This is a genomic window from Gymnodinialimonas ulvae (genome assembly GCF_037543845.1).
Lineage (GTDB): Bacteria > Pseudomonadota > Alphaproteobacteria > Rhodobacterales > Rhodobacteraceae > Gymnodinialimonas > Gymnodinialimonas ulvae.
On the sequence record NZ_JBBIFX010000001.1, the window covers coordinates 379,351 to 405,319 of the forward strand.

25 protein-coding genes are annotated in these 25,969 nt (G+C 64.5%); 8 read left to right on the top strand and 17 right to left on the bottom strand.

Annotation, left to right across the window (positions count from 1 at the left end; all coding sequences use genetic code 11):
- Positions 1–21: 21 nt before the first annotated feature.
- The gene (locus V8J83_RS01845; protein WP_339982879.1) at positions 22–1,167 is read left to right on the top strand and encodes an anhydro-N-acetylmuramic acid kinase; all 1,146 of its coding nucleotides are present in this window, start codon (positions 22–24) and stop codon (positions 1,165–1,167) included.
- A 354-nt stretch (positions 1,168–1,521) separates the two neighbouring features.
- Here the strand turns inward: V8J83_RS01845 and V8J83_RS01850 are convergent, their stop codons facing one another.
- The 6 genes from V8J83_RS01850 to V8J83_RS01875 form a co-directional block, all read right to left on the bottom strand.
- On the bottom strand, positions 1,522–1,941 hold the full coding sequence (locus V8J83_RS01850; RefSeq protein ID WP_339982881.1) for a cupin domain-containing protein: 420 nt from the start codon (positions 1,939–1,941) through the stop codon (positions 1,522–1,524).
- Positions 1,938–3,299: a sensor histidine kinase gene (locus V8J83_RS01855; RefSeq protein ID WP_339982883.1), complete on the bottom strand. Its 1,362-nt coding sequence runs from the start codon at positions 3,297–3,299 to the stop codon at positions 1,938–1,940. The genes V8J83_RS01850 and V8J83_RS01855 overlap by 4 nt, the downstream gene beginning before the upstream one ends.
- Before the next feature lie 98 nt (positions 3,300–3,397).
- Positions 3,398–4,672 carry a phosphopyruvate hydratase gene (gene eno / locus V8J83_RS01860; RefSeq protein WP_339982886.1) on the bottom strand — a complete coding sequence of 425 codons (1,275 nt, stop codon included), beginning with the start codon at positions 4,670–4,672 and terminating at the stop codon, positions 3,398–3,400.
- Positions 4,673–4,793: 121 nt separating this feature from the next.
- Positions 4,794–5,654, bottom strand: coding sequence for a DMT family transporter (locus V8J83_RS01865; RefSeq protein WP_339982889.1), 861 nt, complete (start codon positions 5,652–5,654; stop codon positions 4,794–4,796).
- A gap of 418 nt (positions 5,655–6,072) precedes the next feature.
- Positions 6,073–6,486 (bottom strand): Fur family transcriptional regulator, encoded by a 414-nt coding sequence (locus V8J83_RS01870; RefSeq protein ID WP_339982892.1) that lies wholly within the window; start codon positions 6,484–6,486, stop codon positions 6,073–6,075.
- 89 nt (positions 6,487–6,575) lie between these two features.
- Positions 6,576–7,340, bottom strand: coding sequence for a DUF533 domain-containing protein (locus tag V8J83_RS01875; protein ID WP_339982894.1), 765 nt, complete (start codon positions 7,338–7,340; stop codon positions 6,576–6,578).
- 146 nt (positions 7,341–7,486) lie between these two features.
- Here V8J83_RS01875 and V8J83_RS01880 point away from each other — a divergent pair, with 146 nt between their 5' ends.
- Entirely contained in the window at positions 7,487–8,377 is an 891-nt protein-coding gene (locus tag V8J83_RS01880) for a DMT family transporter (RefSeq protein ID WP_339982896.1), read from the top strand.
- 101 nt (positions 8,378–8,478) lie between these two features.
- Here V8J83_RS01880 and V8J83_RS01885 read toward each other — a convergent pair whose 3' ends face one another.
- The 3 genes from V8J83_RS01885 to V8J83_RS01895 all read right to left on the bottom strand — a co-directional run bounded on the left by V8J83_RS01885 (position 8,479) and on the right by V8J83_RS01895 (position 11,352).
- Positions 8,479–9,921: a protein adenylyltransferase SelO gene (locus V8J83_RS01885; RefSeq protein WP_339982898.1), complete on the bottom strand. Its 1,443-nt coding sequence runs from the start codon at positions 9,919–9,921 to the stop codon at positions 8,479–8,481.
- Positions 9,922–9,988: 67 nt separating this feature from the next.
- Entirely contained in the window at positions 9,989–10,420 is a 432-nt protein-coding gene (locus V8J83_RS01890; protein WP_339982900.1) for a hypothetical protein, read from the bottom strand.
- Positions 10,417–11,352, bottom strand: coding sequence for a nucleoside hydrolase (locus tag V8J83_RS01895; protein ID WP_339982903.1), 936 nt, complete (start codon positions 11,350–11,352; stop codon positions 10,417–10,419). Before V8J83_RS01895 ends, V8J83_RS01890 begins: the two co-directional genes overlap by 4 nt.
- A 104-nt stretch (positions 11,353–11,456) precedes the next feature.
- Here V8J83_RS01895 and V8J83_RS01900 point away from each other — a divergent pair, with 104 nt between their 5' ends.
- The 4 genes from V8J83_RS01900 to V8J83_RS01915 all read left to right on the top strand — a co-directional run bounded on the left by V8J83_RS01900 (position 11,457) and on the right by V8J83_RS01915 (position 14,790).
- The gene (locus V8J83_RS01900; RefSeq protein ID WP_339982906.1) at positions 11,457–11,924 is read left to right on the top strand and encodes a DUF1499 domain-containing protein; all 468 of its coding nucleotides are present in this window, start codon (positions 11,457–11,459) and stop codon (positions 11,922–11,924) included.
- Positions 11,925–11,975: 51 nt separating this feature from the next.
- Positions 11,976–13,031 (top strand): peptide chain release factor 1, encoded by a 1,056-nt coding sequence (gene prfA, locus V8J83_RS01905; protein WP_339982908.1) that lies wholly within the window; start codon positions 11,976–11,978, stop codon positions 13,029–13,031.
- Entirely contained in the window at positions 13,028–13,870 is an 843-nt protein-coding gene (gene prmC, locus V8J83_RS01910) for a peptide chain release factor N(5)-glutamine methyltransferase (protein WP_339982910.1), read from the top strand. Before prfA ends, prmC begins: the two co-directional genes overlap by 4 nt.
- A 269-nt stretch (positions 13,871–14,139) precedes the next feature.
- A complete protein-coding gene (locus V8J83_RS01915) occupies positions 14,140–14,790 on the top strand; it encodes a DUF4167 domain-containing protein (RefSeq protein ID WP_339982912.1) in 651 nt (216 codons plus the stop codon).
- Between the two features lie 145 nt (positions 14,791–14,935).
- On the opposite strand, the gene rsmA is transcribed toward V8J83_RS01915, so the two are convergent.
- The 6 genes from rsmA to lptF form a co-directional block, all read right to left on the bottom strand.
- A complete protein-coding gene (gene rsmA, locus V8J83_RS01920) occupies positions 14,936–15,778 on the bottom strand; it encodes a 16S rRNA (adenine(1518)-N(6)/adenine(1519)-N(6))-dimethyltransferase RsmA (RefSeq protein WP_339982914.1) in 843 nt (280 codons plus the stop codon).
- Positions 15,775–16,782, bottom strand: a complete 1,008-nt coding sequence (pdxA, locus tag V8J83_RS01925) for a 4-hydroxythreonine-4-phosphate dehydrogenase PdxA (protein WP_339982915.1) — start codon at positions 16,780–16,782, stop codon at positions 15,775–15,777. Before pdxA ends, rsmA begins: the two co-directional genes overlap by 4 nt.
- A gap of 11 nt (positions 16,783–16,793) precedes the next feature.
- Complete coding sequence (locus V8J83_RS01930; protein ID WP_339982917.1) at positions 16,794–18,071, bottom strand: peptidylprolyl isomerase; 1,278 nt, start codon at positions 18,069–18,071, stop codon at positions 16,794–16,796.
- A 71-nt stretch (positions 18,072–18,142) separates the two neighbouring features.
- On the bottom strand, positions 18,143–20,290 hold the full coding sequence (locus V8J83_RS01935) for an LPS-assembly protein LptD (RefSeq protein ID WP_339982919.1): 2,148 nt from the start codon (positions 20,288–20,290) through the stop codon (positions 18,143–18,145).
- An 8-nt stretch (positions 20,291–20,298) separates the two neighbouring features.
- Positions 20,299–21,411 carry an LPS export ABC transporter permease LptG gene (gene lptG / locus V8J83_RS01940; RefSeq protein WP_339982921.1) on the bottom strand — a complete coding sequence of 371 codons (1,113 nt, stop codon included), beginning with the start codon at positions 21,409–21,411 and terminating at the stop codon, positions 20,299–20,301.
- The gene (gene lptF / locus V8J83_RS01945) at positions 21,390–22,514 is read right to left on the bottom strand and encodes an LPS export ABC transporter permease LptF (RefSeq protein ID WP_339982924.1); all 1,125 of its coding nucleotides are present in this window, start codon (positions 22,512–22,514) and stop codon (positions 21,390–21,392) included. The genes lptG and lptF overlap by 22 nt, the downstream gene beginning before the upstream one ends.
- Before the next feature lie 157 nt (positions 22,515–22,671).
- On the opposite strand from lptF, the gene V8J83_RS01950 reads away from it, so the two are divergent.
- Positions 22,672–24,138 carry a leucyl aminopeptidase gene (locus tag V8J83_RS01950; protein ID WP_339982926.1) on the top strand — a complete coding sequence of 489 codons (1,467 nt, stop codon included), beginning with the start codon at positions 22,672–22,674 and terminating at the stop codon, positions 24,136–24,138.
- Between the two features lie 29 nt (positions 24,139–24,167).
- A complete protein-coding gene (locus V8J83_RS01955; protein WP_339982928.1) occupies positions 24,168–24,632 on the top strand; it encodes a DNA polymerase III subunit chi in 465 nt (154 codons plus the stop codon).
- 52 nt (positions 24,633–24,684) lie between these two features.
- Here V8J83_RS01955 and V8J83_RS01960 read toward each other — a convergent pair whose 3' ends face one another.
- Positions 24,685–25,263, bottom strand: coding sequence for a retropepsin-like aspartic protease family protein (locus V8J83_RS01960; protein ID WP_339982930.1), 579 nt, complete (start codon positions 25,261–25,263; stop codon positions 24,685–24,687).
- Between the two features lie 36 nt (positions 25,264–25,299).
- Complete coding sequence (locus V8J83_RS01965) at positions 25,300–25,926, bottom strand: MarC family protein (RefSeq protein WP_339982932.1); 627 nt, start codon at positions 25,924–25,926, stop codon at positions 25,300–25,302.
- Between the last annotated feature and the right edge of the window lie 43 nt (positions 25,927–25,969).

A 25,969-nucleotide genomic window follows, 5' to 3' on the forward strand; every position in this document is an offset into this window, starting at 1 on the left:
TGCCGGGAGGGTCTAGCGGGAATGGCAGGCAAGGAAAAGGGCCGTGGACACGGGCACGCGACCGCAGCAGCCGGGCGTGTCGCGGGTGCGATGTCGGGCACGTCGTTCGACGGCGTCGATGTGGCGGTGATCGAGACCGATGGCGTTGATATCATGGCCTTTGGGGAGGTGGGTGAGACCGCTTATTCCGAGGCTGACCGTGCCGTGTTGCGCGCAGCGATGGGCGCCTGGCCGGGCGAGGCGCGGGCTCAGGCGGCGGCAGAGGTGGTCGAGGCCGCCCATATCGCTGCGCTGGCAGACATCTCGGACGTGTCGCTTTTGGGATTTCATGGTCAGACGCTCGCCCATGATCCCGAAGGCGGGCGCACCCATCAGGTCGGCGATGGGCAGGTTTTGGCCGATGCATTGGGGGTGGAGGTCATCTCGGATTTCCGCTCGGCCGATGTGGGGCTGGGGGGGCAGGGCGCGCCGCTGGCCCCGTTCTACCATTGGGCCTGCGCGCGCTGGATCGGGGCGGATGCGCCGGTGGTGTTCCTCAACCTGGGCGGTGTGGCCAATATTTCCTGTGTCGATCCCCGCACAGGCGCGCCCGAAGACCCAGGGGCCTGTCTTGCGTTTGATACCGGACCCGCCAATGCGCCGGTCGATGATTTGATGGCAACGCGCGGCCTTGGACGATTTGACAAGGACGGCGCGCTGGCCGGGCAGGGGCAGATCGACATGCAGATCCTGGAGCGTATGCTCAGCGATGCGTGGTTCGAGACCGCGCCGCCGAAATCGCTGGACCGCGATGCGTTTGCGGCGCTGTCGGACGCGGTGTCGGATCTGTCTGATGCCGATGCCGCCGCGACCCTGACGGCGTGTTCTGCCGGCGCGGTCGGGCGCGCTTTGCCGCATCTGCCAAACAAACCCGCGATCCTCTATGCGACCGGTGGCGGGCGGCGCAACGCGACGTTGATGGCGATGCTGGCCGATGCGACCGCGGCGGATGTCGTGCCGGTCGAGGCGGTCGGGCTGGATGGCGACGCGCTGGAGGCGCAGGCCTTTGCCTATCTCGCGCGGCGGGTGGATCTGGGCCTTCCGACCTCGGCCCCGGGCACCACGGGTGTTGCCGCGCCGGTGGGCGGCGGCCATCGGGCCCGCCCGAACCGCAAAAGACAGGGCTAAGAGGGTCTCGCGCCCTTCGGGCTTTGCGCCGGCTCCGCCGTCGCCGGGGGCCGCGCGCGCTTTGACTGCGCGCGCCCGGGCCGCGCTTGGCGAGGCCCGGTGTCAGACGTGGCACGCAGGATGACGAGGCTGCAGACTTCGGGCCTCTCCCGGACGGGCGCGCCATCGACAGGCCTTGGATCCTTGTATTTTTGGACCAAGGATACCGGGCGCGCCGCCCGCCCTGAGGTCGGGGCATTTTCGGACGCATGTCGCCTGTGTTCCCTGAAAATGCCCGCCCGAGGCGACGTCAGGCAATGTGCAAGCTCTGTATTTCCGGCGCTGCTCAAGGCGCGGGCTGAGTTTGGCCCCCGGTCAGGACCGAGGGATGTCGAAGCCTTCGGGCGCGAGGGTGAAGCCTTCGAAGCGGAACCCGGGCGAGACGGTGCAGGACACAAGCGTGAACGCGCCGGTGCTGCGCGCGGCTTGCCAATGGCCTTGCGGTACGATCAATTGCGGCGCGCCCCGGTGCAGGTCCGGCGTCAGCAGGTGGTCTCGTGCCGGGCCCGCGTCCTCTGCCGCCATCGACAGGAACAGCGGCGCACCGGCGTGGTAGAGCCAGATTTCCGTTGCATCGACCTTGTGCCAGTGGCTGGCCTCCCCGGCTTTCAGCAGGAAGTAGATGCAGGTTCCGGTCGGGCGGCCCTCCGTTTCGGCCACCCAGGTCTGGCGATAATGTCCGCCCTCGGGATGCGGGTTCAGATCGAGCGTTGCGATGATCTCATCGGCGGTCATTGAAGTCTGTGTCCTTCGCTTTGGTGTTGCTGCGGCGCGGCAGCGGCGGGAGCGGCGCGTTTGTGCAGTGGGACATGCATCGCGATGGTCGTGCCATCGGCACCGGTGTCGAGGGAAATCCGGCCACCGGATTGTTCGGCAAATCCCTTGACCATCGGCAGGCCAAGCCCCGATCCCGCCCCCACGGGTTTGGTGGTGAAGAACGGCTCGAACGCGCGCTCCAAGACCTCGGGCGACATGCCCGGCCCGGTGTCGGACACCGCCACGCGGACATGCGGACCTTGGGTATCGTCGCGCTCGGCGGCTGCGCCGGGGCAGAGGCGGACCGACACGACAATCTTGCCGCGCCCGTCCATCGCATCGCGCGCGTTCAGCACAAGGTTGAGCAGCGCCGAGTTGAACCGCGCGGGGTCCAGTTGCGCAAAGACCAGGCCCGCCGGCGTTTCCTCGCGGATCGTGATCGTCTCGGGCAGGACGCGTTGGGCCATCACCATGATGTCCGACACCGCGGCACCAATCTCGAACTCCTCCGTTGTCAGGGGCGCCCGCCGCGCGAAGACCAGAAGTTGCGACACGAGGCCCGTCGCCCGGTCCACCGCGCGGCTGGCCTCTGCGATGACCTCGGTCCGCTGACGGTCGTTCTGCATTTCGGAATAGAGGTCGAGGTTGCCCCGGATCACCGTCAGCAAGTTGTTGAAATCATGCGCAATGCCGCCTGACAGGCGCCCCATGGCCTCCATCTTCTGCGTCTCAACGCCCCGCGCCATCGCATCGCGCAACATGCGCCGGTGCTGTCGCGTGGTGGCCAGCGCCATCGTGTAATAGCCGATGAACGCCCCGGCGATGATTACCATGACCACTTGTGCTGCCACCCCCTCGGTCTGCGGCACGTAGGTTGCTAGCCCCACGATGAGGGCCAGCCATCCCATCGCGAGGTCGGCATGAAACACGAAGGTCGGGGGCTCGTCCCGCCAGACATTGAATACCGATAGGGCCCCAATCGCCAACACCCCGCAAAACACCAGTGTGTTGTCACCCGTTGTCAGCAGGTAGATCGGCATCCAGGCGAACGCTATCGCCGTCAGGTGGAACAGCACCGCCGCGATGTGATGCTGTCGCGCCGTGGGCGGACGCTCCGCCCGTCGCAGATACATGCCGAGAATCGATTGAAACAGGAAATAGCCAAGCATCCAAACGATGCCATAAAGCATCCCGCTATAGGCCCAGAGGCCCACCCCCGCACTCGCAATCGCGCAGTAGCGCAGCACCAGTTCGGATGGCCGCCCGAATTCGGACTTCCACAGCCGATCAAGATCATCCGGTTGCCGGTCGGGAAGAAAGTATTGGAGGGTACGCATCCGCTTTGGCAGGCCGGGGTGTTATCGGTGTTGCCTGGAAGCTTACCCTCAAAACATCCGATTTTGTTACTAAAATTGCACCCCTGCGTGCAACCGCCCTACCGCAGGATCGACTTGCCCGCATAGACGGCGGTCTCGTCGAGCTGCTCTTCGATGCGGATCAACTGGTTGTACTTCGCCAACCGGTCCGAGCGCGCCAGCGATCCGGTCTTGATTTGCCCGCAATTCGTGGCCACAGCCAGATCCGCAATCGTGGCATCCTCGGTCTCGCCCGAGCGGTGCGACATCACGCAGGTCATGCGCGCGCGCTGCGCCATCGACACCGCCGAAAGCGTCTCGGTCAGGGTGCCGATCTGGTTCACCTTCACCAGAAGCGAATTGCCCGCCCCGCGCGCGATCCCGTCGGCGAGGCGCTCGGGGTTGGTTACGAACAGGTCGTCGCCCACAAGCTGCACCTTGTCGCCTAACGCTTCGGTCAATGCGATCCAGCCGTCCCAATCATCCTCGCCCATGCCGTCTTCGATGGACAGGATCGGATAATCGTTTACCAGCGCCTGCAGATACGCGACATTTTCGTCGGACGAGAGCGATTTGCCTTCGCCCGCCAATTCGTACTTGCCGTTCTTGTAATATTCGGTCGCCGCGCAATCGAGGGCCAGCATCATGTCATCACCGGGCGTGTAGCCGGCCTTTTCGATAGACTTCAGCACGAAATCCAACGCATCTCGCGTGCTCGAAAGGTTGGGGGCAAACCCGCCCTCGTCGCCGATGCCAGTGGAAAGCCCCGCCGCCGACAATTCGCCCTTGAGCGTGTGGAAGACCTCCGCGCCCATGCGCACCGCCTCGGCAATCGAGGTGGCGGAAACGGGCATGATCATGAATTCCTGAATGTCGATCGGGTTGTCGGCATGCTCTCCGCCGTTGATGATGTTCATCATCGGCACCGGCAGAACATGGGCCTGCGTGCCGCCCACATAGCGATACAGCGGCTGCGCGGTGAACTCGGCGGCGGCTTTCGCATTGGCGAGGCTCACGCCAAGGATTGCATTGGCGCCGAGGCGGCCCTTGTTGTCGGTCCCGTCCAGCTCGCACATGGCCGTGTCGATGGCCACCTGTTCGGTCGCGTCGAAGCCCACCAGCGCATCGGCAATCTCGCCGTTGACCGCGGCCACGGCCTCCAGCACGCCCTTGCCCTTGTAGCGCCCCGTGTCGCCGTCGCGCTTTTCGACCGCCTCATAGGCCCCGGTAGAGGCCCCCGAGGGCACAGCCGCGCGGCCCATCGTGCCGTCTTCCAGAAGCACGTCGACTTCAACGGTCGGGTTGCCGCGGCTGTCGAGGATTTCGCGCGCGTGAATGTCGATGATAAGGCTCATGGAATGGCTCTCCGTGCCGGATTTTTGCGATGTTGCGGGCGCTATAACACCGCCAATGGGGGCACGAACACCCTTTGTTTGCGCCGTTTTGCGCAAACGTTAGCGGTAACATGCCGCAGGGTCAGGTGGTGACAATCCGCTCTCGCCAGAGCGTGTAGAGCCCCGTCGCGATCACGATCCCGGCCCCCACAAGCGTCCAGGCGTCGGGTCGCTCGCCGAAGACCAGCACCGCAAGGACCAACGCGAAGACCAGGCGCGTGTAGCGAAACGGCGTGACAACGGCGATCTCGCCGATGCGCATCGCCGCCGTGATGGCCAGATTGCCCACCATCGCGCAAACCAGTGCTCCGCCGAGGATAAAGGTCATCTGCCGATCCGGCATCACCGCCGCCTCGCCCAGGGCAAACAGCAAAAGGCCCGCAAGCCCCGCCGCGACCGAGCCCCATAGCGCCAGAACCGTGGTGGGCACGGCATTCGGGATCAACCGCGTCGACAGATCGCGCCCGACAAGGCCAAAGGTCGCGCCGACGGCCCAAAGCGTCTCGGGCCGGAACCCCTCCATGCCCGGGCGCACGATGATAAGCACGCCGATCAACCCGATCAGGATCGCCACCAACCGTCGCCAGCCGACCGCCATGCCCAGAAACACCGCCGCACCAAGCGTCACCAGAAGGGGATTGGCCTGGATGATTGCGGACAACAGGGACAATTCGATGCTCGACAGGGCCATCACAAAGCAGAAGGTGCCGAAGGCCTCGGAAAGGATGCGGATCGCAAAGGGCAGGCTGGCCAGTGCTGGATCAAACAGGCGCGCGCCCGCCAGCTTGGCCCAAACCGCCAGGATCAGCGCGCCGCCCAGGCCGAAGATCGAAATCACCTGCCCCACGGGCATCGCGCCGAGCGTCAGCTTGATGAACGTGTCCGACAGCGCAAAGCCCAACATGGCCAGCGTCATCCAGCCCATGCCCTTGAGGTTGTCCATCCGCGCCCGGCTCCCTGTCTGCCCGCCCAAATCTGCGACTGCCCGCGCCCGACCCCTAGGCCGATCGCGCACACCGCAACAGCCCAAAAGCGCGCACGCGCCCCATTCATCTTGCCAAGGCACTTTCGGAAAATGGAGTGCCGGAAAAACCCTGCCGAACAAGTGTTCTCTCGGGATCTTTCCGGCGAGTCCTCTTTGTGTTTCCGACAAGTGCCCCAAAAAACCTCGGGGAAGCGCCCTTGGGCGCTGGGGCAGAGCCCCCAAAACTTGACTAAAAAATTGCGCAGCCCCGTTTCAGGCGACGCACGCGTCCGGTCTTTGGAACCGTTAAGAGAAAGTAAACAAAAACGGCTTATGCGTTTTGAAACAGTGACTTGACTGCCGGTTGCAACCTTGCAACCGAGGCGGTTTTCCGGTTTCAGCCCTTCTTCATCGGCACGCCGTAAAGCTCCAAGCGATGCCCCTTGAGCCGATACCCCAGCTTCTCGGCGATCTTTTCCTGCAACGCCTCGATCTCGGGGTCCACGAACTCGATCACCTCGCCCGAATTCATGTCGATCAGGTGGTCATGGTGGTCGCGCTCGGCATCTTCATACCGGGCCCGCCCGTCGCCGAATTCGAGCTTCTCCAGAATCCCCGCCTCCTCGAACAGCTTCACGCTGCGATAGACGGTGGCGATGGAGATTTTGGGATCCTCAGCAACGGCGCGGGCATAGAGCTCTTCGACATCGGGATGGTCGTCCGAGCCTTCCAGAACCCGCGCAATCACGCGGCGCTGTTCGGTCATGCGCAGCCCCTTGCGGGCGCAACGCTCTTCAATCGTGTCTTGCATGAATGCCCACCCGGATGTTCCTCGCAGGCCGGTGTAGGCGATATTGCGGCCCAGATAAAGATCACCCGGGCCGCGTATCCACGTGCCGATCAGAACCTGGCGAGGCGGTCGTGCACCTGCGCGCGCATCGTGCCATCCAGGCCCAGGGCCCCGGCCAGTTCTTCGGCGAAGCGCTGTTCGGAGGGGCTGTCGATGTCGATGGCCGAAAGCGCCACCGCGTAGATCTGCGCCTTGAGCGCCGGGTGATCGGGCACATCACGCGCAAAGCCGTCAATATCCATCGGTGCGTTCAATTCCGATTGCACGAACTCCCGCTCGGCCGGGTCCAGATCGCCCAGATGCTTCAACAGGGCGTCGCGTTCCCCGGCATCGACCCGGCCATCGGCCTTTACCGCCATGATCATCCCGCGCAGCATCAGCGCGGCCATGGCTTCCTCATCCGGGGTCGGTGGATCCGCGGGCTCGCCGCCGTTCTGGAACGCCTCGTTCAGGCGCCGTCCGAAGTCCGGCTGGCTCCCGGCGTTGCCGCCCGTCAGGCTGGACAGCAAGCCACCCGCCGCGCCGCCGCCGAGCATCCCCTGCAGACCGCCGAGCGCTCCCGCGCCGCCGCTTCCGCCGCCGCCAAGGCTTTCCAGAAGGCCACCCAAACCGCCGCCAGCGGATCCGCCGCCGCCCAACAGCTGCCCCAGCCCACCGGAACCGCCGCCCGCCTGCCCCTGCAACGCGTTGAGCAGGCCACCAGCGCCGCCACGGGCACTGCCGCCGGTTCCGCCACTGCGGTTTGCCAGCGCCTGCGCGCCCTTGGTTGCGGCCACGCCGACGGCCACGGCCGCCAATGTTCTCATCAAGCTCATACCCAATCCTCCCAGTTGATCTTGGTGGCGCGGAGCATGGCAGAGTTGCGCCCATCCGCGAAATGTTTCTTTGCGCAAGAATTCCCCCCAGCTTGACACCGCCGGGCCGACGCCGCACTGCGACGGTCAGGCGTGGTGGAGGAGACATGGCGCAGAAACCCCAAATCGATGCCTTCGGCGCGATATCCCTGACGGCGTTTGCGGTTCTGCTGGCGTTCAATCAGGTGATTATCAAGGTCGTCAACGAGGGGCTGCAGCCGATCTTTTTTGCCGGTCTGCGCTCGCTTGGCGGGGCGATCGTGATCTTCGCTTGGATGCGGTTGCGCGGCATTGCCCTGACGCTGCCGAAGGGCACCATTGGGCCGGGGCTGTTGATGGGCGTGCTGTTTACGGTGGAATTTGTCTGCCTGTTCGTGGCGCTGGATCTGACCAGCGTGACGCGGAGTTCGGTGATTTTCTACACGATGCCGATGTGGATGGCGCTGGGGGCGCATTTCTTCATTGAAGGCGACCGGTTGACGCCGCTGAAGTCGGTGGGTCTGATCCTCGCGTTCATCGGCGTAGTGGTGGCGCTGACCTTGCGGGGTGACAGCTCCGAGACCTCTTTGCTGGGCGATCTTCTGGCGCTGATGGGAGCGCTGGGATGGGCGGGGCTGGCGCTTCTGGCGCGGGGGTCAAAGCTGCGCGAGGTGCGCCCGGAGGTGCAATTGCTCTGGCAATTGGCGATCTCGGCCCCGCTTTTGTTGCTGGCCGCGCTGTTTTTCGGGCCACTTCTGCGGGGCCCGGAGTGGATCCATTGGGCCGGGCTGGGGTTTCAGATCGTGGTGATCGTCTCGGCCGGGTTCCTGTTCTGGCTCTGGCTGCTATCGATCTATCAGCCAAGCTCGGTCGCGGCGTTCTCGTTCCTGTCGCCGGTCTTTGGCGTCCTTCTGGGCTGGCTGGTGTTGGGCGAAGAGGTCGGATTTGGCATCGTTTTGGCTCTGCTGCTGGTCTGTGCCGGGCTGGTCCTGATCAACCGTCCCGCGCGCGCCGCATAAGAAGGGGGTGCGCCGGTCTTGCCGTCGCCCGCTGTGCGCGCCTTTGGCCCGGTGCGCGTGGTATCAGGCCGGGCGATGCATCTTCAGGGAACAAGGATGGGTCAGGTTCCGCAGAAGGTTTGCGTGACGCGCTCGCCCTCGGTCGGGGCCTGTTGCAGGTCCGCGATGTCGGGGCGGTCGGTGAACGGATCTGCGAGGGCTGAGTTGAGCCTGTGGAAGGGTGTGTAATCGCCCCCGACGGCGGCCTGGATCGCCTCTTCCACGCGGTGGTTGCGCGCGATCAGGGCCGGGTTTGCGGCCTGCATTGCAATGGCGCGCTCGGTCGCGGGGCGCGTTTCGCGGGTGAGGCGGGTCTGGTACGCCTCCAGCCATGGCGCGAAGGCGGCGGGTGCGGCGAAGGCGGAGGCGGCGTCTTGCGGCGTGTCGGAGCAAAGCGCCCGGAATGTCCGGGTGAAATCGGCTCCGCCTTGGGCCATGCGGTTAAGCAGGTCGAAGGCCAGCGCGATATCGTCGTCTTCTGCGGTGGCGAGGCCCAGTTTGGCGCGTAGAACGGCGTGCCATTCCGCATCGAAGCGCCCGGCAAAGCCGTTCGCCGCGTCGGTAAAGGCCTCGATCGCGGCGTCGCGGTCAGGCATCAGCGGCAGCAAAGACGTGGCCAGTTGTGCCAGGTTCCAGGCCGCGATCTGCGGTTGGTTTGCATAGGCGTAGCGGCCAAATTGGTCGATCGACGAGAACACCATCTCTGGGTGGTAGGCATCCATGAAGGCGCAGGGGCCGTAGTCTATGGTCTCACCCGAGAGCGTCATGTTGTCGGTGTTCATCACGCCGTGGATGAAGCCCACGCCCATCCACGCCGCGATCAGGCGCGCTTGCGCGCCGATCACCGCATCGAGCAGGCCCGCGGGGCCTTCTGCGTCGGGAAAATGGCGCGCGATTGTGTGGTCGAGCAGGGCCTGCAAGGCGTCGGTGTCGCCGCGTGCGGCAAAGAATTGGAATGTGCCGACGCGGATATGGCTTGCGGCGACGCGGGTGACGATGGCACCGGGCATCCGGCCTTCGCGTAGCACAATCTCGCCGGTTTCAACGGCAGCCAGCGCGCGGGTGGTGGGGATGCCGAGGGCGGCCATCGCCTCCGATACAATGTATTCGCGCAGGACCGGGCCAAGCCACGCGCGGCCATCGCCCATGCGCGAATAGGGGGTCTGCCCCGCGCCCTTCAGTTGAATATCGAAGCGACTGCCGTCAGAGATCACGACCTCGCCCAACATCACCGCGCGGCCATCGCCCAATTGCGCGGACCAGCCGCCGAACTGGTGCCCGGCATAGACCTGCGCCAGCGGCTCCGCCCCGTTGGGGAGGTCATTGCCCGCGAACAGTCGGGCCAGCGTGTCATCCTCCTCCGGCAGGGTCAGGCCCAGGTGATCGGCGAGCGGCCGGTTAAGCGCAATCAGCTTGGGCGCGCGCACCGGCGCCGGGGGCTGGCGGGTAAAGAAGCGTTCGGGCAAGCGGGCGTAGCTGTTGTCGAAGGGGAAGACGGCGGTCATGGGGGCGGCTCCGGGGCGGTTTGGATGGCATGTAAGAGCTCTGACCGCGCGGGACCAGTGCGGCGGATCACGGCGAGCGCAGGGTGATCTCGACCCGCAGCGGGACGAGCGCGCCACCGGGGGCCATGGCCTCGCCGGTGATGACGAAGGTCTCGGGTCCGGCCGCGCCGTTCTGGGTCAGGCGCAAGGTCTCTGTACCGACGGCGAGCGGGGGTTGCGCGTCGCTGCGCTCAAGGGTGAAAGAGGTCAGTGTCCATGTGTTTTCGGTCTGCTGCAAGGAAAGCGTGAGCTGCGGCGGCAATGGAAAGCCGAGGTGCAATTGCGCGAAATGCAGGTGCATTACGTCGCCGTCGCGGCGCAGCATCCGCGGCGCGGGCAGGCTATCATCGGCGGTGAGCGTCACCGTCTGAGCGCCAACGGTCAGGTGCGCGAGGGCCGGGCCATCAGCGGCTACAGGGGCGGGTAGAAGCGCAAGCGCTGCGGCCAGCCAGCCTTTCACAGCCGCCCGATCCTTTCGACCAGGAGCGCGAAAAATCCCTCCGCATCGACATCCCCGATGAACATCGCGTTTGGCGCGCGGTCGGTCACGCGCCACCAATCCGCAACCGTCATGCCGCGCGTCAGCTCGGAGGTGGTTTCGATCTCGACGTTGATGTGGCGGCCGGAGAACAAGTCCGGCTGGATCAGATAGGCGATCACGCAGGGATCATGGAGCGGCGCGCCGGCGGAGCCGTACTTTTCCTTGTCGAAACGTTCGAAGAAATCCGTCCATTCCGCGACCATACGGCCCGGTTCGGTGCCGAGGTTGCGAAACGCTTCGACCCGGGGCGCGGTGGTCAGGGCCTTGTGCGTGGCATCCAGCGGCAGCACCGTGATCGGACGACCGGATTTGAACACGATATCAGCAGCTTCTGGGTCGACGTAAATGTTGAATTCCGCCGCAGGTGTGATGTTGCCGACCTGAAAATAGGCCCCGCCCATGAGCACGATTTCCTGCACCTTGGCGACAACGTCGGGGGCCTTTTCGAAGGCTGTGGCGATGTTGGTCAGCGGCCCAAGCGGGCAGAGCGTCACACTGCCCTCGGGCTCATCGCGCAGGGTGTCGATGATAAAATCGACGCCGTGCCGGTCCTGCACCGGCATGGTGGGCTCGGGCATCACGGGACCGTCTAATCCGGTCTTGCCATGGACATGTTCGGCGGTGACAAGCGCGTGGCGCAACGGGCGATCGCACCCGGCAAACACCCTGGTCTGCGGTTTTCCGGCCAACTCGCAGGCGATGCGTGCGTTCTTGGTCGTCAGATCGAGCGGCACATTGCCCGCGACGGCGACCACGCCAAGCACGTCGATTTCGGGCGAGGCCAGCGCCAGAAGGATCGCCACGGCGTCGTCCTGACCGGGGTCCGTGTCGATGATAATCTTGCGCGGCATGGCCTGCTCCGAATTAATTCGCGCATAGTTTACGTATTGGATCGGGGATGCAAGGCGCGCCGCGCAGGCTTGACGTCACGCTTTTGACAGAGCATCTGAGGGATATGCGAATTTTGCTTGCCCTCTTGGTGTTGATCGGTGCTGCGGTTGTGGCAGGTGCGATCTATTTCCGCGCCGCGCCTCTGGACCCGGCGGCGTTGCATGTCGACCCCGCCGAGGTCACGCCACCGGCCACTCCGAACTTTGCCCTCATGGTCGGCTCCGCCGGGCATTTCATTCAGGCGGAGCCGGAGGTTGTCGCCACCCGAATTGCCGCGGTGGCGGATGCGGATGGCGCAGAGCTTTTGGCCGGCTCCGTTGCGGAGGGTCATGTGACCTATGTGGTGCGCTCGCGGATCATGGGCTTTCCCGATGTCGTCAGCCTGCGCTGGGTCGGGCAGGACGGCGGCACGCAGCTCGATATTTTCGCGCGTGCGCTTTACGGCACATCGGATCTGGGCGTGAACACGCGCCGCGCGCAGGCCTGGTCGCAAGCCGCACGCGGCGCAACGGTGTTCAGCGACGGCGATTAGCGCGGCGTCACGCGCCTTCACCCGTGTCCCGCCCTGCAGAAAGCCTGCCCCATGTTGCCACGCGACCGCCTTCGCCAGATCACTGACCGGTTCGAATTCCTCGAAGCGCAGCTCAACGGCGGGCTCGACCCCGGCGACATCGCGCAGATCAGCCGTGAATATGCAGAACTGAAGCCGGTTGTGGCCGAAATTGCCGCCTATGATCAATTGCTTGCCGATCTGGCCGAGGCGGAGGCGATGCTGGACGATCCGGACATGAAGCCGCTTGCAGAAGAAGAATTGCCGACCCTGCGGGATGCCATTCCGGCCGCCGAGCAAAGCCTGCAGATCGCGCTGCTGCCGAAAGATGCTGCTGACGCCAAGCCCGCGATGATCGAAATTCGCCCCGGTACGGGCGGCGACGAGGCGGCGTTGTTCGCAGGCGATCTGTTCCGCATGTACACCCGCTACGCTGAAGCGCGCGGCTGGCGGGTTGAGGTCATTGATCTGGCCGAGACCGAATTGGGCGGCATCAAGGAAGTCACTGCGCGGATCGAGGGGGAGAACGTCTTTGCGCGGCTGAAATTCGAATCCGGCGTGCACCGCGTGCAACGGGTGCCCGAGACGGAATCCGGCGGGCGCATCCACACCTCTGCGGCCACGGTCGCGGTCTTGCCCGAGGCAGAGGAGGTCGATATCGACATCCCCGCAACTGACATCCGCATCGACACGATGCGCGCCTCCGGGGCAGGGGGCCAGCACGTCAACACCACCGACAGCGCCGTGCGGATCACGCATTTGCCCACCGGCGTCGTCGTGACCAGCTCGGAAAAATCGCAGCACCGCAACCGCGAGATCGCGATGTCGGTCCTGCGCGCACGCCTGTTCGATCTGGAACGGCAGAAGGTGGACGAGGAACGCGCCGCCGATCGCAAATCGCAAGTCGGCTCCGGCGACCGGTCCGAGCGGATCCGTACCTACAACTTCCCGCAGGGCCGGATGACGGACCACCGTATCAACCTGACGCTTTACAAGCTGGATCAGGTGATGGGCGGAGATCTGGACGATATCATCGACGCGCTGACCGCCGAGGATCAGGCGATGAAGCTGGCGGAGATGGCCGGGTGACGCCGTCGCTGCGGTACAGTCTTGATCTGGCCCGCCAAAGCCTTGCCCAGTTCTTGCCCGATGGCGCCGCAGAGCGCGAAGCACGGCTGTTGATGTGCCATGCGCTTGGCCTTTCGTCGGCGCAATTGTTCGCGCGTCTGGACGAGACCTGGCCCGATGGCGCGCCGGCTCGGGCCTTTACCGAAGCCGTAGAGGCGCGGAAATCCCGCCAACCGCTGAGCCAGATCGTGGGGGAGGTCGATTTCTACGGACGCCTGTTTCACGTCACCCCCGACGTGCTCACCCCGCGCGCGGATACCGAAACGCTGGTGGACTACGCCTTGTCCGGGCCGTTTGAACGGGTCCTCGACCTTGGCACCGGCTCGGGGTGCATTCTTGCGACGCTGCTGGCCGAGCGTCCGACGGCTTTGGGGCTTGGCACTGACCTGTCGCCGCCCGCGCTGGAGGTGGCCGCGCGCAACATCGCGCGTCTCGGCGTCGGTGAACGTGCCTCAGTTCTGCAATCGGATTGGTACGCGGCGGTCGCGGGCGCGTTCGATCTGATCGTGTCAAACCCGCCCTATATCGCGGCGGCCGAGATGCAGGGTCTAGCGCCCGAGGTCCGCGATTGGGAGCCGCATCTGGCCCTGACGCCGGGGGGGGACGGGTTGGCGGCCTATCGCGCCATTCTGGACGGAACGCATGCGCATTTGGTCCACGGGGGGCGCTTGGTGGTCGAGGTGGGCTATGCGCAAGGGGCCGCGGTGACCAAGCTTTTCCACGAGGCAGGTCTTGAAGACGTCGCCTGTCACCCCGATCTTAGTGGCAACGACAGGATTGTCTGCGGCACGCGCCGCTGACGCCAACAAAACGGCGCAAAAACCGGCGAAATATCGCGAATATGCGGGTATTTCATCAATTGCGTGAGTTTGCGCTGGACAGAACCGCGCCCTCATGTTTACTCGTCGCAGGGTGTGAATATCGGGCCATATCAGTCCCAGCGCACCTTATCTTACCAGACAGCGTGACGGTCAGCGGGGATGCAGGCCAAGACGCAAACTGAGACCAATCTCGGCCCGCACGAGATGCGTAGCTGCCGACAAACCAGGACAACTGGACCAAAACACACATGAGATCATCGAAGAACCGCTCGCGGTCCAAAGGGAACCGCAACCGCTCTGTCGGAAACATCGTCAACCGCGTGTTTGACAGCTCGGGTCCCGAGGGCAAGGTGCGTGGCACCCCGCAGCAGATCATCGACAAGTACAATCAGCTGACCCGCGATGCGCAGCTCAGCAATGATCGCGTGGCCGCCGAAAACTTTCAGCAGCACGCGGAGCATTATCTGCGCATGCTGGCCGAAGCGCAGCGCGAGATGGACGCCAAGCGCGACGCGCAACAACAGCAGAACAACACTCAAAACAACAACCAGAACAACAACCAGAACCCGCAGCAGGGTGGTGGCGACGGGGGTGGCAAGAACAATCGCCGCAACCGCGACCGCGATCAGCAGGGTCAGGGCGGGGGCAACCAACCGTCGCAGCCGCAAAACGATGGCGCGTCGCAGCCTGAGCAGGACGCAGCCCCCGAGGCGCAGCCCACGCCCGAGCAGGGCTCGTTCGACGCAGTGATCGACAATGCCGCTGACGGCGATACCGGCCTTGTCGAGACGCCTGAAAGCGCGCCCAAGCCCAAGCGGACGCGGCGTCGGCGCAAGCCCGAAAGCGATGGCGGTGATGGCGGCGATCAACCGCAGCCCCCGCAAGAAGCGGCGGAATGATCCAAAGGGGCCCTGCGGGGCCCTTTTTCGTCAGAGCGTCCGGCCCTTGACCCGAGCCATCAGCGAAAGGTCGGGCGCACGCGACGCGCAAATACCATACGGCGCTCGGCCAAAAGCTGCGATGCAGGTTTGTTGGCCGCACGTTTTAGGGTTTGGCCATCACGCGGGCCAATGCGCAGAAGCCTTCGATCGGCACCTGTTCGGCCCGGTCGGTCGGTTTGAGCCCCGCCGCGATCAAGCGATCCTCGATATCGGGGGCCTGACCCTTGAGCGCCGCGCGCAGCATTTTGCGCCGCTGCGCGAAGGCGGCTTTGACGACGCGGCTCAGAATGGCGGCGTCCGCCTCGAACCGGGGGGCGGGCAGGGCGTCGAGATGAACCACGGCGGAGTGCACCTTGGGCGGCGGTGTGAAGGCTTCGGGCGGCAGGCCCATCGCGATCCGCACCTCGCAGCGCCATTGCGCCAATACTGCCAGACGACCATAGGCCTTGCCGCCGGGTTGCGCGACGATCCGGTCGGCGACCTCTCGTTGGAACATCAACGTCAGGCTCTCCCACGGCGGCGGCCAGCGTTTCGGGGTCAGCCACCGCACCAGAAGCTCGGTCCCGACGTTGTAGGGCAGGTTGGCCACGATCTTGCGTGGCGGGGTCAGGTTGGCCTCCCAATCCACGGCCAGCGCGTCGTCGTTCAGGACGATCAAGCGCCCGGGGTAGGCCTCGGCGATCTCGGCCAGCGCGGGAAGACAGCGCGCGTCTTTCTCGATCGCAACAACCCGTCGCGCACCTTCGGCCAGAAGCCCGCGCGTCAGCCCGCCGGGGCCGGGTCCAATCTCCAACACATCCGCCCCCGACAGATCGCCAGCGACCCGCGCAATCTTAGCGGTCAGGTTCAAATCCAGAAGGAAGTTCTGCCCCAAAGCCTTGCGCGCCGACAGGCCATGGGTCGCGATGACGTCGCGCAGCGGTGGCAACCCATCAATCGCGCTCATGTCTGCGCCCGTCGCAGGGCCATGTCCCGCGCCAGTTCCAATGCCGCGATCAGGCTTGTCGGATCGGCCACGCCCTGACCCGCGATATCAAGCGCCGTGCCGTGGTCGGGCGAGGTGCGAATGAACGGCAAGCCAAGCGTGACGTTCACACCGCCGGAAAAGTCGATGGTCTTGATGGGGACAAGCGCCTGATCGTGGTACATCGCGACCGCTGCATCATAGCCCGCCCGCGCGCCGGCGTGGAACATCGTGTCGGCCGACATCGGCCCGATCACATCCAGGCCCGCCGCGCGCAGCCGGTCCAGTACCGGGGTGATCAGGTCGATTTCCTCGCGGCCCATCGCGCCACCTTCGCCGGCATGGGGATTGAGGCCCGCGACTGCGATGCGCGGGCTGGCAATTGCGAAATCGCGGCGAAGTGCGGCGTCGGTGATCTCAATCGTCTCACTCAGCAGGGCCTCGGTCAGTGCCCCTGCGACATCGGCCAATGCGATATGGATCGTCGTGGGCACAACGCGCAATTCCGGGCAGGCGAGCATCATCACCACGCGCGCGCCGCCCGCCAGATGGGCGAGGTATTCGGTATGACCGGGAAATCCGAACCCCGCGCCGTCGATCAGCGCCTTCTTGTGGATCGGCCCGGTGGTCAGAGCGGCGGCTTTGCCCTGCGCCACCAGATCGACGCCGCGTGCGATGGCGTCGATAACGCCCTGCGCATTGGCGGGGTCCGGCGTTCCGGGGGCGGTTGCGCCGCCAAATGCCAGCGGCAGAATCGGCAGGCCGCGCTCGGCGGCGGCTGGTGTTTCGGACGGGTCGCCAAGTTCGACCAATGGTGCGCCAAAGCCCGACAGGTGGCGCGGATCCCCGATCACGAAGAACGGCACGTCAGTTCCCAGCACGCGCCACGCCTTCACGGCGATCTCGGGGCCGATGCCCGCGGGCTCGCCGATGCTCAGCGCCAGTGGCAGGGGGGCGGGCGTGGTGTGGTTCGGGGTCTGGCCCATGGGCCGCACGCTCAATTCTCGAACGTGATGCGTGCTTCGGAGCGAAGCTCTTCGAGGAAGCCATTGGAATAGGCCTCAAGGGTCTGCCCGACCAAGCGCTGGCGCACCGCATCGCGGCCCTGTTCCGGCTCGGACCGGACCCGGTCACACAACATCAGCGCCAGCAGCACGGTGCCCCCCGACCGCGTGACCGAGGTCGACATCTCGCGCTCGTCCAGCGCGCGAAGGGCGAGGGAGACATCTTCGGGCAATTCACCCGGCGCGACCGTCTGGCGTTGAAAGCCGCCGGGGATCACACCGTTGAAATCATTGCAGGTGTCCACGGCATTGCGCAGACGCTCCGCCTCGGCGAGGGCCTCGGACGTGCGGCCGCCGGGGATGGCAATCGACACGTAATCAATCGCGGTGACGGGTAGGTTGGGCGCCTCGACCTCGCGCTGACCGCGGTATTGGAACAGGGCATAGGCCTGCCCCCCACCCAAGGGAACGGGTTCGGTGACTTGCCCCACGGACATGGTCAAGAAGAGGTCGCGCAAGCCCTCGGGCAATTCGTTGAGCCCGCGCCATCCGGTCACGCCACCGGCCTCGCGCGTAGGCGCGGCGGAGAACCGGCGCGCGGCCTCCGAAAAGGTTTCGGTGCTGCCGGCAATCTGCTCTCGCAGGCGGAGCAATTCCGACACCAGGTTCGCCTGGTTCTGCGGCGTCACGGGGATGATGATCTCGGCCAGCAACAATTCGATGCCACCGCCCAGAACCGTGCCCAGTTCCATCGCGCGGTCCACGTCTTCTTCCGTGACCTGCGCCCGGGCGCCGAAACGCGCGCGCACCACGTTGCGCCAGGTGATCCCGTTGGCGACGAAATCGCGCACGGTCTCCGGTGCGATGCCTTCGCTCGCCATTTGTTGCAGGAACTGCTCAGGGCCCAGGTTGGCGCGTCCGGCAAATTCGACCAGCCCGTTTTCGATGTCCTCGGGCGAGGCTTCGGCCCCCATCGCGATACCGGCGGCGACTTGCAGGCGTTCGTTGATCAGCGCTTCGGTAGCCTGCTGTCGCAGATCGCCTTGCGCGTTGAGGACCTGAAGAAAGCGCGCGCGCTGGTCGATCTCGTAATTCGTGACCACGGAATCGTTCACACGCACCGCCACGGCAAAGGGGTTCTGCGCCAACGCCGCCTGCGCGCCAAGGATAAAAGCGGCGGCCGCCAGCACCACGAAGCCGCCACGATGCGCCCGCGCGATGATCCGCTTGACTGCTCCGCCCATGCCCATCTTTTCGCCTACATTCGTCATGCTCAATCCGGCCATTTCTGCTGTGCCACTTTGGTTGGTTTTGTCCGGCGCGCTCCGAACGCTCGGGCGCGTTATCCGCCCCGGCAGCTGCGCGCAATGCTTCGCCCTTCGCGTCCGGCACCGAAGCCCGCCAGTGAGACGGTGAAGCCGAAGCGCGTCGCAGGTTCCACATCCGCCGCCGTCGTATACCGGCGCGAGACCGAGAATTCCATATCAACGCATTCGTTTTCGTATCCGAGGGAGACGCCCGCCCGTGTCGGCGTGTTCTCCGAAAAATCGTAGCGCCAATTCACGCCCGCGTCCCATCCGCTTTGCAACGTGTAGTCCGCATCCAGCGTCCATTCCGCGAGATTGTCGGGCCGCTCTTCGCCGGCATCGGCTTCGAGGAAGGTGTAGGTCGAGACAAGCTCGTGGTTGTCGCCCATCCAGAACAGCGATAATTCCGAGGAGGTGAAGCTGAGATCGGTGTCGAACAGGGCGCGGTTCACGACGCTGAGGTGGTCGTTGAATTGCACATGGGCGGCGACGAGGAAATCCGACTGCACCCCGTTCAACCCGGAGCCATTCGTCAGTTGCCCCTGTTCATCGGTGCGCAGCACGACGCCGCCCGCAACAGAGTAATTCAGCCCCGACGGCGCAGCGCGCGTATAGGTCAGGCCCAGATTGGCGCGCGGGCCGACCTCGCGTTCATCGGAGCCGGGAAAGCGGTCGAGCGAGAACAGGTTCGCCTCGTCGAACTCGACGATGAAACTGTCTTCGTTGGGGACGTCATTGCCGTAGGTCTCGGACCAGACGAATTGTGCAACTGGCTCGATCACGTGGCGCACGCCAGTGCCGGAGACGGCCTGCATCGGATAGCGAAACTCGATCGCGCCGTAAGGTGTTACCCGGGTTTCAGTGCCATTCAGATCGCCGCCCTGCTGCGTCGCGTAAATGCCACCATGCAAGGCACCCTGGAATGTCACGGCAAGGCCGCCGAAAATTTCGGTCCGGCGCCAATCCAACTCGCCCGAGATGCGGAACACATCGCGGCCGTTGGGGGCATCGCCGACGCTTTCGACCGTCGAGAACCGGTAGAGGCCCGTCCCCTCAAGCTCGGCCGTCAGGGTGCCACCGATCAGCGACGGGTTGTACCGGCGCACGATCTCGGCATGGGCCACGCGGGTCGGCAACACGTCATTGTCCGTGCCCTCGCGTAGCGATTGGTAGAGCGTGCCGTGGGCTTCGATATACTGCGCGCGCTCCACGCGGCTGATGCGCGCGAAGCTTTCGAGGATGTCTGGGTCGGGGAAGTCATAGGTGGTCAGGTATCCACGGTCGCTGACCGCCTGGGCCTGCAGGTCGAGGATGAAGCCGCCGCCGATTTCGAACTGTCCATTGGCAAAGAGGTAGGCGCGGGTGGTGTCGTCGGTCAGGTCATCCCAGGACACCGCGCCATCGGCCTGCACCCGTCCGTTGCGGAAGGCCTGTCGGTAGCGCAATTGGATGGTCTGGCTTCCGGTGCCGATCCAGGGCGTCACGGTGACATCGGCATTGTCGCCAAGCATGATGAAATAGGGCACACGCAGCTGCGTCCCGGTGCTGTCGTCGGCACGGATGGAGGGGGCGAGGAAACCGGTCGCGCGCTCGAGTGTGGGGTCAGGCAAACGCATCCGGGGCAGGTAGAACACCGGAATTCCCATGATGCGGAACGTGGCGTTGTCGAAGTAGAGCTGTTGTTCAAGCTCATCATGGACGATCCGGCGGGCACGGATTTCCCACAGCGGGGTGGGGTTTTCGAAGCAGACTTCGCAGGACGAGGCGACCGCCTGGTAGAGTTGCGTGTAGCGCCCGTCGGTGCGGTCGATCTGGGTCGCGGCAATCTGAAGCTGCCGATCCAGCACAAGCCGCGCGGATTGCAGGACACCGTTCTGCAGGTCGCCGGACAGTTCCGCGAATTCGGCGAAGATCTGCGTGTTGCCGGCCGCATCGGTCAGCGTCAGCGGCCCCTGCACGCGCAGTTCGTCGGTGGTGCCGTCGAAGGTGATGGATTGGGCCCGCAGGCGTGCGCCGTTGTAGAAGACCTCGACCGATCCATTGGCGGAGACCGAGGCACTGCCATCAAAGCGGATGTTGTCGGCAATCAACGTCGCAGGCGGCAGCGAAGGGGAACCCTGCGCTGCAAGAGGGGCACCCCAGCAGAGGACCACGGCCACAAGGGCCGCAAACATATGGCGCATGCGGCGCGTCACCCGTCCTCCGTATGCAATAATAGCCCGAGGGCCAAGAGAATTGCGGCAATTGGCGGCGTCCATGCGACAAGTGTTGCCGAAAGCTGGCCGGTTTCGCCCAAAACCTCGGCAAAGCGGCGGATGAACACCACGCCGAAGCCCAGTAGGATCGCTGTCAGTACCATCACCCCGGTTTTGCCGAACCGCGTGTGGCGCATGGTGAAGCCCGCACCGATCAGAACCATTGCCGCCAGCAGCAGGGGTGAGGACAATTGCATCTGCAACCAGGTGCGGTGTTGCAGGGCCGCGAAACCTGCGTCGTTGAGTTGCCGTATGAAGCCGGGAAGCTCGAAGATGGGAACCGTTTCCGGCTTGCCGAAGCTGTCGCGGATCTGCTCGGCGGTGAGTGTCGAGGGCAGGGTCAGCGTGGCAAGTGCTGTCGCATCGGCCTCGGGGTTGCTTGACCCGGCCAGCGGCCAGCGGCGCACCTCGGTCAGGGTCCAGGCGCCCGCATTCAGCACCGCCTCGGTGGCATCCATGCGGTCCAGCAACTGGCCATCGGCATCGAAGGTAAAGAAACTCGCGCCGAACAGATGCGTGCCATCGCCATTGGTCACCTCGGCGCGGATCACCGTTTGCTCGCTCCCGACGCCTTGGCGCAACCACAAACCCTGCCGGGAGACCGAGACGGTGCGGGTTTCCTCCCCCAAAAGGCGCGCCAGCGTCAGGTCGTATTGCCGCGCCGTGGCCGCCACCAGCGGGTTCAGGATCAAAAGCGACAGCACCCCGATCAGAAGCGCGGTCACGACCGGCGCCGCCGCCGACTTCAGAGCCGAACGCCCCGCCGCGCGCACCACCACCAGCTCGGACGTGCGCGCCAGCCCCAAAAACAGGACCAGCGTGGCCAGCATTACAAACAGCGGCATCAAGCCGTTCAAGCTTCGCGGCAGGTTTAACAACGCCAGTTGCAACACCGCGCCAAAGCCCTGATCGCTGCCGATCCGGCGGAGTTGATCTGCCATGTCGATGGGCAGTAGGATGGCCACGAACACCGCCAGCACGATCCCGAAGGCCCGCAGGAACCGACCGGCGATGTAGAGATGCAGGATCATGCGGGAATGGCCCTCCATCCGCTGCGCCTGCGCATCGCAAGCGCGGTCATGCAGATGGCCACACCGGCGGCCAGCGCGGGTTGCAGATAGGCCATGGCCCACGCATCCGCGTCGGCGCGCACGGCGGCCTCTCCGGCGTTGCGCACGATCTGCATCGGCAGGACCAGCATGACCGCAATCAGGATCTGCCGCCACACGCCAAAGCGGCTGAACGAACCAAGCATCAACGACGCAGCCCCGATCAGCGGCACGAAAATCGCGAACAACGACTGCGCCACGCGGTCGTGTCCTTCGAACACCATATGAGCCAGCGGCACGCCAAGCGCCTCGGCGGTCTGCGCATCGGCCTGCAACAGTATCGAGGTGGGCAATTCGCGCACGTCGACCCGCCGCTGCCGGGTGCCGTCCATCAACGCGCCGACGTCATAGGTAAAATCGCTGAACGAGATTGTGGAGAGCCGCCCGGTGTCCAGGTCAAGCGTCTGCGCCAATCCGTCGAACATCACCAGACGCGGACCGGTGTCAGAGCGGACCAGAAGCGCATTGGTGGCGGAATAGGTGACCTCAACGCCTTGGTTTGACGAATCCTGTAGGAACAGGTCCCTGAATTCGCCGAGTTCCGTGATCTCGCGAATGTAGACGGTCAAACCGCCGGTGGGGTGGATGAATTCGCCCGCGCGCAGGAAGCGGCCCGTCAGGTCATCACGTACCTCGTCCTGACGGTCGATGAACTGGGCACGTGCCGTCGGGGCGAGAACGTTGCCGAGGATCCCGACCAGGAGCGCCATGAGCAAGCCAAAGACGAAGACCGGCCGCAGCAGCCTAAATGCCGAAAGGCCCGCGGTTTGCAACACCACCAGCTCACTTTCGCCGATCATCCGGTTGAAGATGTAAAGCGTGGCCACGAAGGCCGAAACCGGCAGGATAAGCTGCACAATCCACGGCAAGGTCAGAGCTGAAAACTCAAGAAAGACACTGACGTTTTGCCCGTCTGCGATCAGGTCGTCGAACAGGCGCGCGGCCTGGTTGACCCAGTAAACCGACACCAGCACGAGGCTGAAAAAGCCGAACAGCATCACAAGCTGGCGCAAAACGTATCGGTCGTACTGACCCAATGTCACAAACCCCCATATGCGGTGTTTGATGGGCAGAACAACCGCGTCATCTATGTTCTAAATGACATTTTCGGGGATGCGTAGGGGTGATCTGGTCAACCCCGGAACACCGGCCTAATGTCGCGACCTGAATGTCACGCCTTTCATGCGCAGGAGCCGCCCCATGACCACGCCGATCACAGTTGATTTTGCCGAAACCGACCTTGATGCGCTGGCGCAGATTGAGGGGAAGCTGGCGATCATGGTGACGCCAGACGGCAAGCTGGATCCCGCCGGGCGCAGGGTGAACCGCCTCACGAAACAGGCGGTCGCGCGGCTTGTCGAGAGTGAGCGGTGGGAGAAAGTGAAGGCAGGCCAAGGCTTTACGCTTGGGTTTCCCGCCGGGCTCGCGGCCATGTCCGTTCTGGTGGTCAAGCTTGATCGCCGCCCGAGCGTTGAGGATGCGCGCCGTGCCGGGGCCGCGCTGGCCAAGTTCAAAGGCCCCGACGCGCTGACGCTTTGCGCGGGTGCCGTGACCCGGGTGGCGGAGGTGGCGCTGGGGATGGCGCTGCGGGCCTATGAGTTCACCGACCACAAGACCGCCGAGACGCCCGAGCGGGCGGCGGCCACGATCATGTGCACCAAACCTGATGAGGCCAAGGCGGAGGCCCGTGCCGCCATTGCCGTGGCCGAGGGGGTCTTTTTCACGCGCGATCTGGTGAATGAGCCTGCCAATGTGCTGACAACGCAGGAATTTGCTGATCGGTTGGCGGCGATGAAAGAGATCGGTCTCAAGGTCGAGGTGCTGGAGGAAAAAGACCTCGAAAAGCTCGGGATGCATTCGCTTCTGGGGGTCGGCGAAGGGTCGGAAAGCCCGTCGAAGGTTGTGGTGATGGAATGGAACGGCGGCGGCAAGGAAAAGCCCTTGGCGTTGGTCGGCAAGGGGGTCGTGTTCGACACCGGCGGCATCAGCCTCAAGCCCGCGGGCGGCATGGAAGACATGACGATGGACATGGGCGGCGCGGGCGTGGTCTCGGGCGTGATGAAAACGCTGGCACTGCGCGGGGCGAAAGCCAACGTGGTGGGGCTGGTCGGGCTGGTGGAGAATATGCCCGACGGACGCGCGCAACGTCCGGGAGACGTTGTGAAATCCATGAAAGGCGACACGATCGAGGTGATCAATACCGACGCCGAAGGCCGCCTCGTTCTGTGCGATGTGATGTGGTACGCGCAGGAGCGGTTCAAGCCGTCTGGGATGATTGATCTGGCGACACTGACCGGCGCGATCATCATTGGCCTGGGCCATGAGAACGCGGGCGTGTTCTCGAACAATGACGCGATTTGCGATGCTTTCCTGAAGGCGGCGAAGGCCGAGGGCGAAGGCGCGTGGCGGATGCCGTTGGGGAAGGCCTATGATGACATGCTCAAGAGCCGGATTGCCGATATGAAGAACGTCGGCGGACGCGCGGCGGGCTCGATCACGGCGGCGCAGTTCCTGCAGCGCTTCGTGAAGGAAGAGACGCCTTGGATCCACCTCGACATCGCGGGCACTGCCAGCGTGAAATCCGACACCATGCTGGCGCCCAAGGGGGCGACGGGCTGGGGCGTGATGGCGCTGGACCGGTTGGTGCGCGATGGTTATGAAAGCTGATTTGCAACATCAACGTCGCGGCGTAACCCATGGGTGAGGCTTACTTTTATCACCTGACCCGTGCCCCGGTTGAGGTGACGCTTGCGACCTTGTTGGGCAAGTCGCTGCAAGCCGGATGGCGGGTTGCGGTGCGCGGCCGGACCGAAGACGCACTGGCGCGACTGGACGAGCAGCTCTGGCTGCGTCCGGACGACGGGTTCGTGCCACACGGGCGCGCCGGTGGGCCCCATGATGCGGCGCAGCCGGTGCTTCTGACGACCGGGGCGGCGGGCAACGATCCGACCTGCCTTGTGTCCGTCGAAGGGGCCGATGTGACGCCGGAAGAAGTTACCAAGATGACGCGTGTCATGGTGCTGTTCGACGGCCATGACGAGACCGCGTTGCAGACCGCGCGGGCGCAGTGGAAAGCGCTGACAGGGGCAGGCGTGGGTGCGAAATACTGGTCGGAGGAAAGCGGCCAGTGGGAGATGAAAGCGCAATCCGGAACGTCCTGATATCCTGTTTTTGGATGACACAAGCTTTCGGTATGCGGAAAGTGGATAGCGCTTAGCGTTCCAGAACCAGCTGCCCATTCGTGATTTCCAGGCGTGAGAAGCGCGAAAGATAGCTCATGCCGAGCAGGCTTTCGTCCAACGCGCCGTTGTTTACGACGGCGCGGACATTGGTGTCGGTTGTGCCGCCGAGGGTCAGGGTGTCCAGCGTCACGGGCGCGGTGTCCACGGGGCCATTGGCGGTCCTTGCGCGGCCTATGAAGATCAGCTCGTCGGTGTCGATGCCAGCCGCGCTGGCATGGTTGCGTGACAGCACAATGCCGGTGGCGCCCGTGTCGACAACAAAGCGGATCGGGGTGCCGTTGACCTCGAGGGTGAGGTAGAAATGTCCGTCCCTGTCACGCGGTGTTGTGACGATTGTGTCGCTCAGCATCACTTGCTGGGGCAGGATTTGATCGCGCAGGTCGGTCCATAGCAGAACACCCATGAGCACGGCCACGAAGATGACCCCCCATAGCGCCAGTGCCTTGGTCATCTGACCGATACTGGTCTGGCGGTTGATGAGTGTGAAGGCGGCCAGTCCCACCAACAGCACAATCAGGTAAATGAGATTGGCGGTGGTCGCTTCATCCATGATCCGCTCCGTCGTTTGGATCAATATAGGTCGCGCTCAGATCACTTGCAGGTCGCGCAGGCCATCAATCACGAATTGCACCGACAGCGCGGCCAGCAACATGCCCAGAAGGCGGGTCACGACGGTGATCCCGGTGGGCCCGAGCAAGCGTTCGAGCGGTGCCGCAAGAAGAAAAAGCGCCAGGACTATCAGCAAAACAGCGGCCATTACGCCATGCACGGCCGTAATATGCAACGCGCCGCTTCCTTCTCCGGTCAGCAGGATCATCGACGCGATGGCGCCAGGTCCGCCGATAAGCGGGATGGCGAGGGGGAAGACGGAAGGGTCGTCAGGGGCGTCTTCGGCCTGAGCCGTGTCGGCCTGATCCTGCCGGCGCTGGGTGCGCCGTTCGAACAACATGTCGAGCGCGGTGAGGAACAGCAGGATGCCGCCGGCCATGCGGAAGGCCGGCATGGAGATGCCCAGGAAGGAAAGGACGGATTCGCCGGCCAGCCCGAAGAGCAGCAGGATGCCGAAGGAGACCAAGACCGAGCGTATGGCAATGATCCGTCGCTGTCGCGCATTCATCCCCGCAGTCAGGGCGACGAAAAGCGGCGTCAGGCCGATGGGATCGATGACCACGAAGAGCGTGACAAAGGCGGGAATGTAGAGGCTGAGATCCATTGTCCGTTCCAAAGGTTGCTAAGCGGAGCGGCTTGCGCCGCGT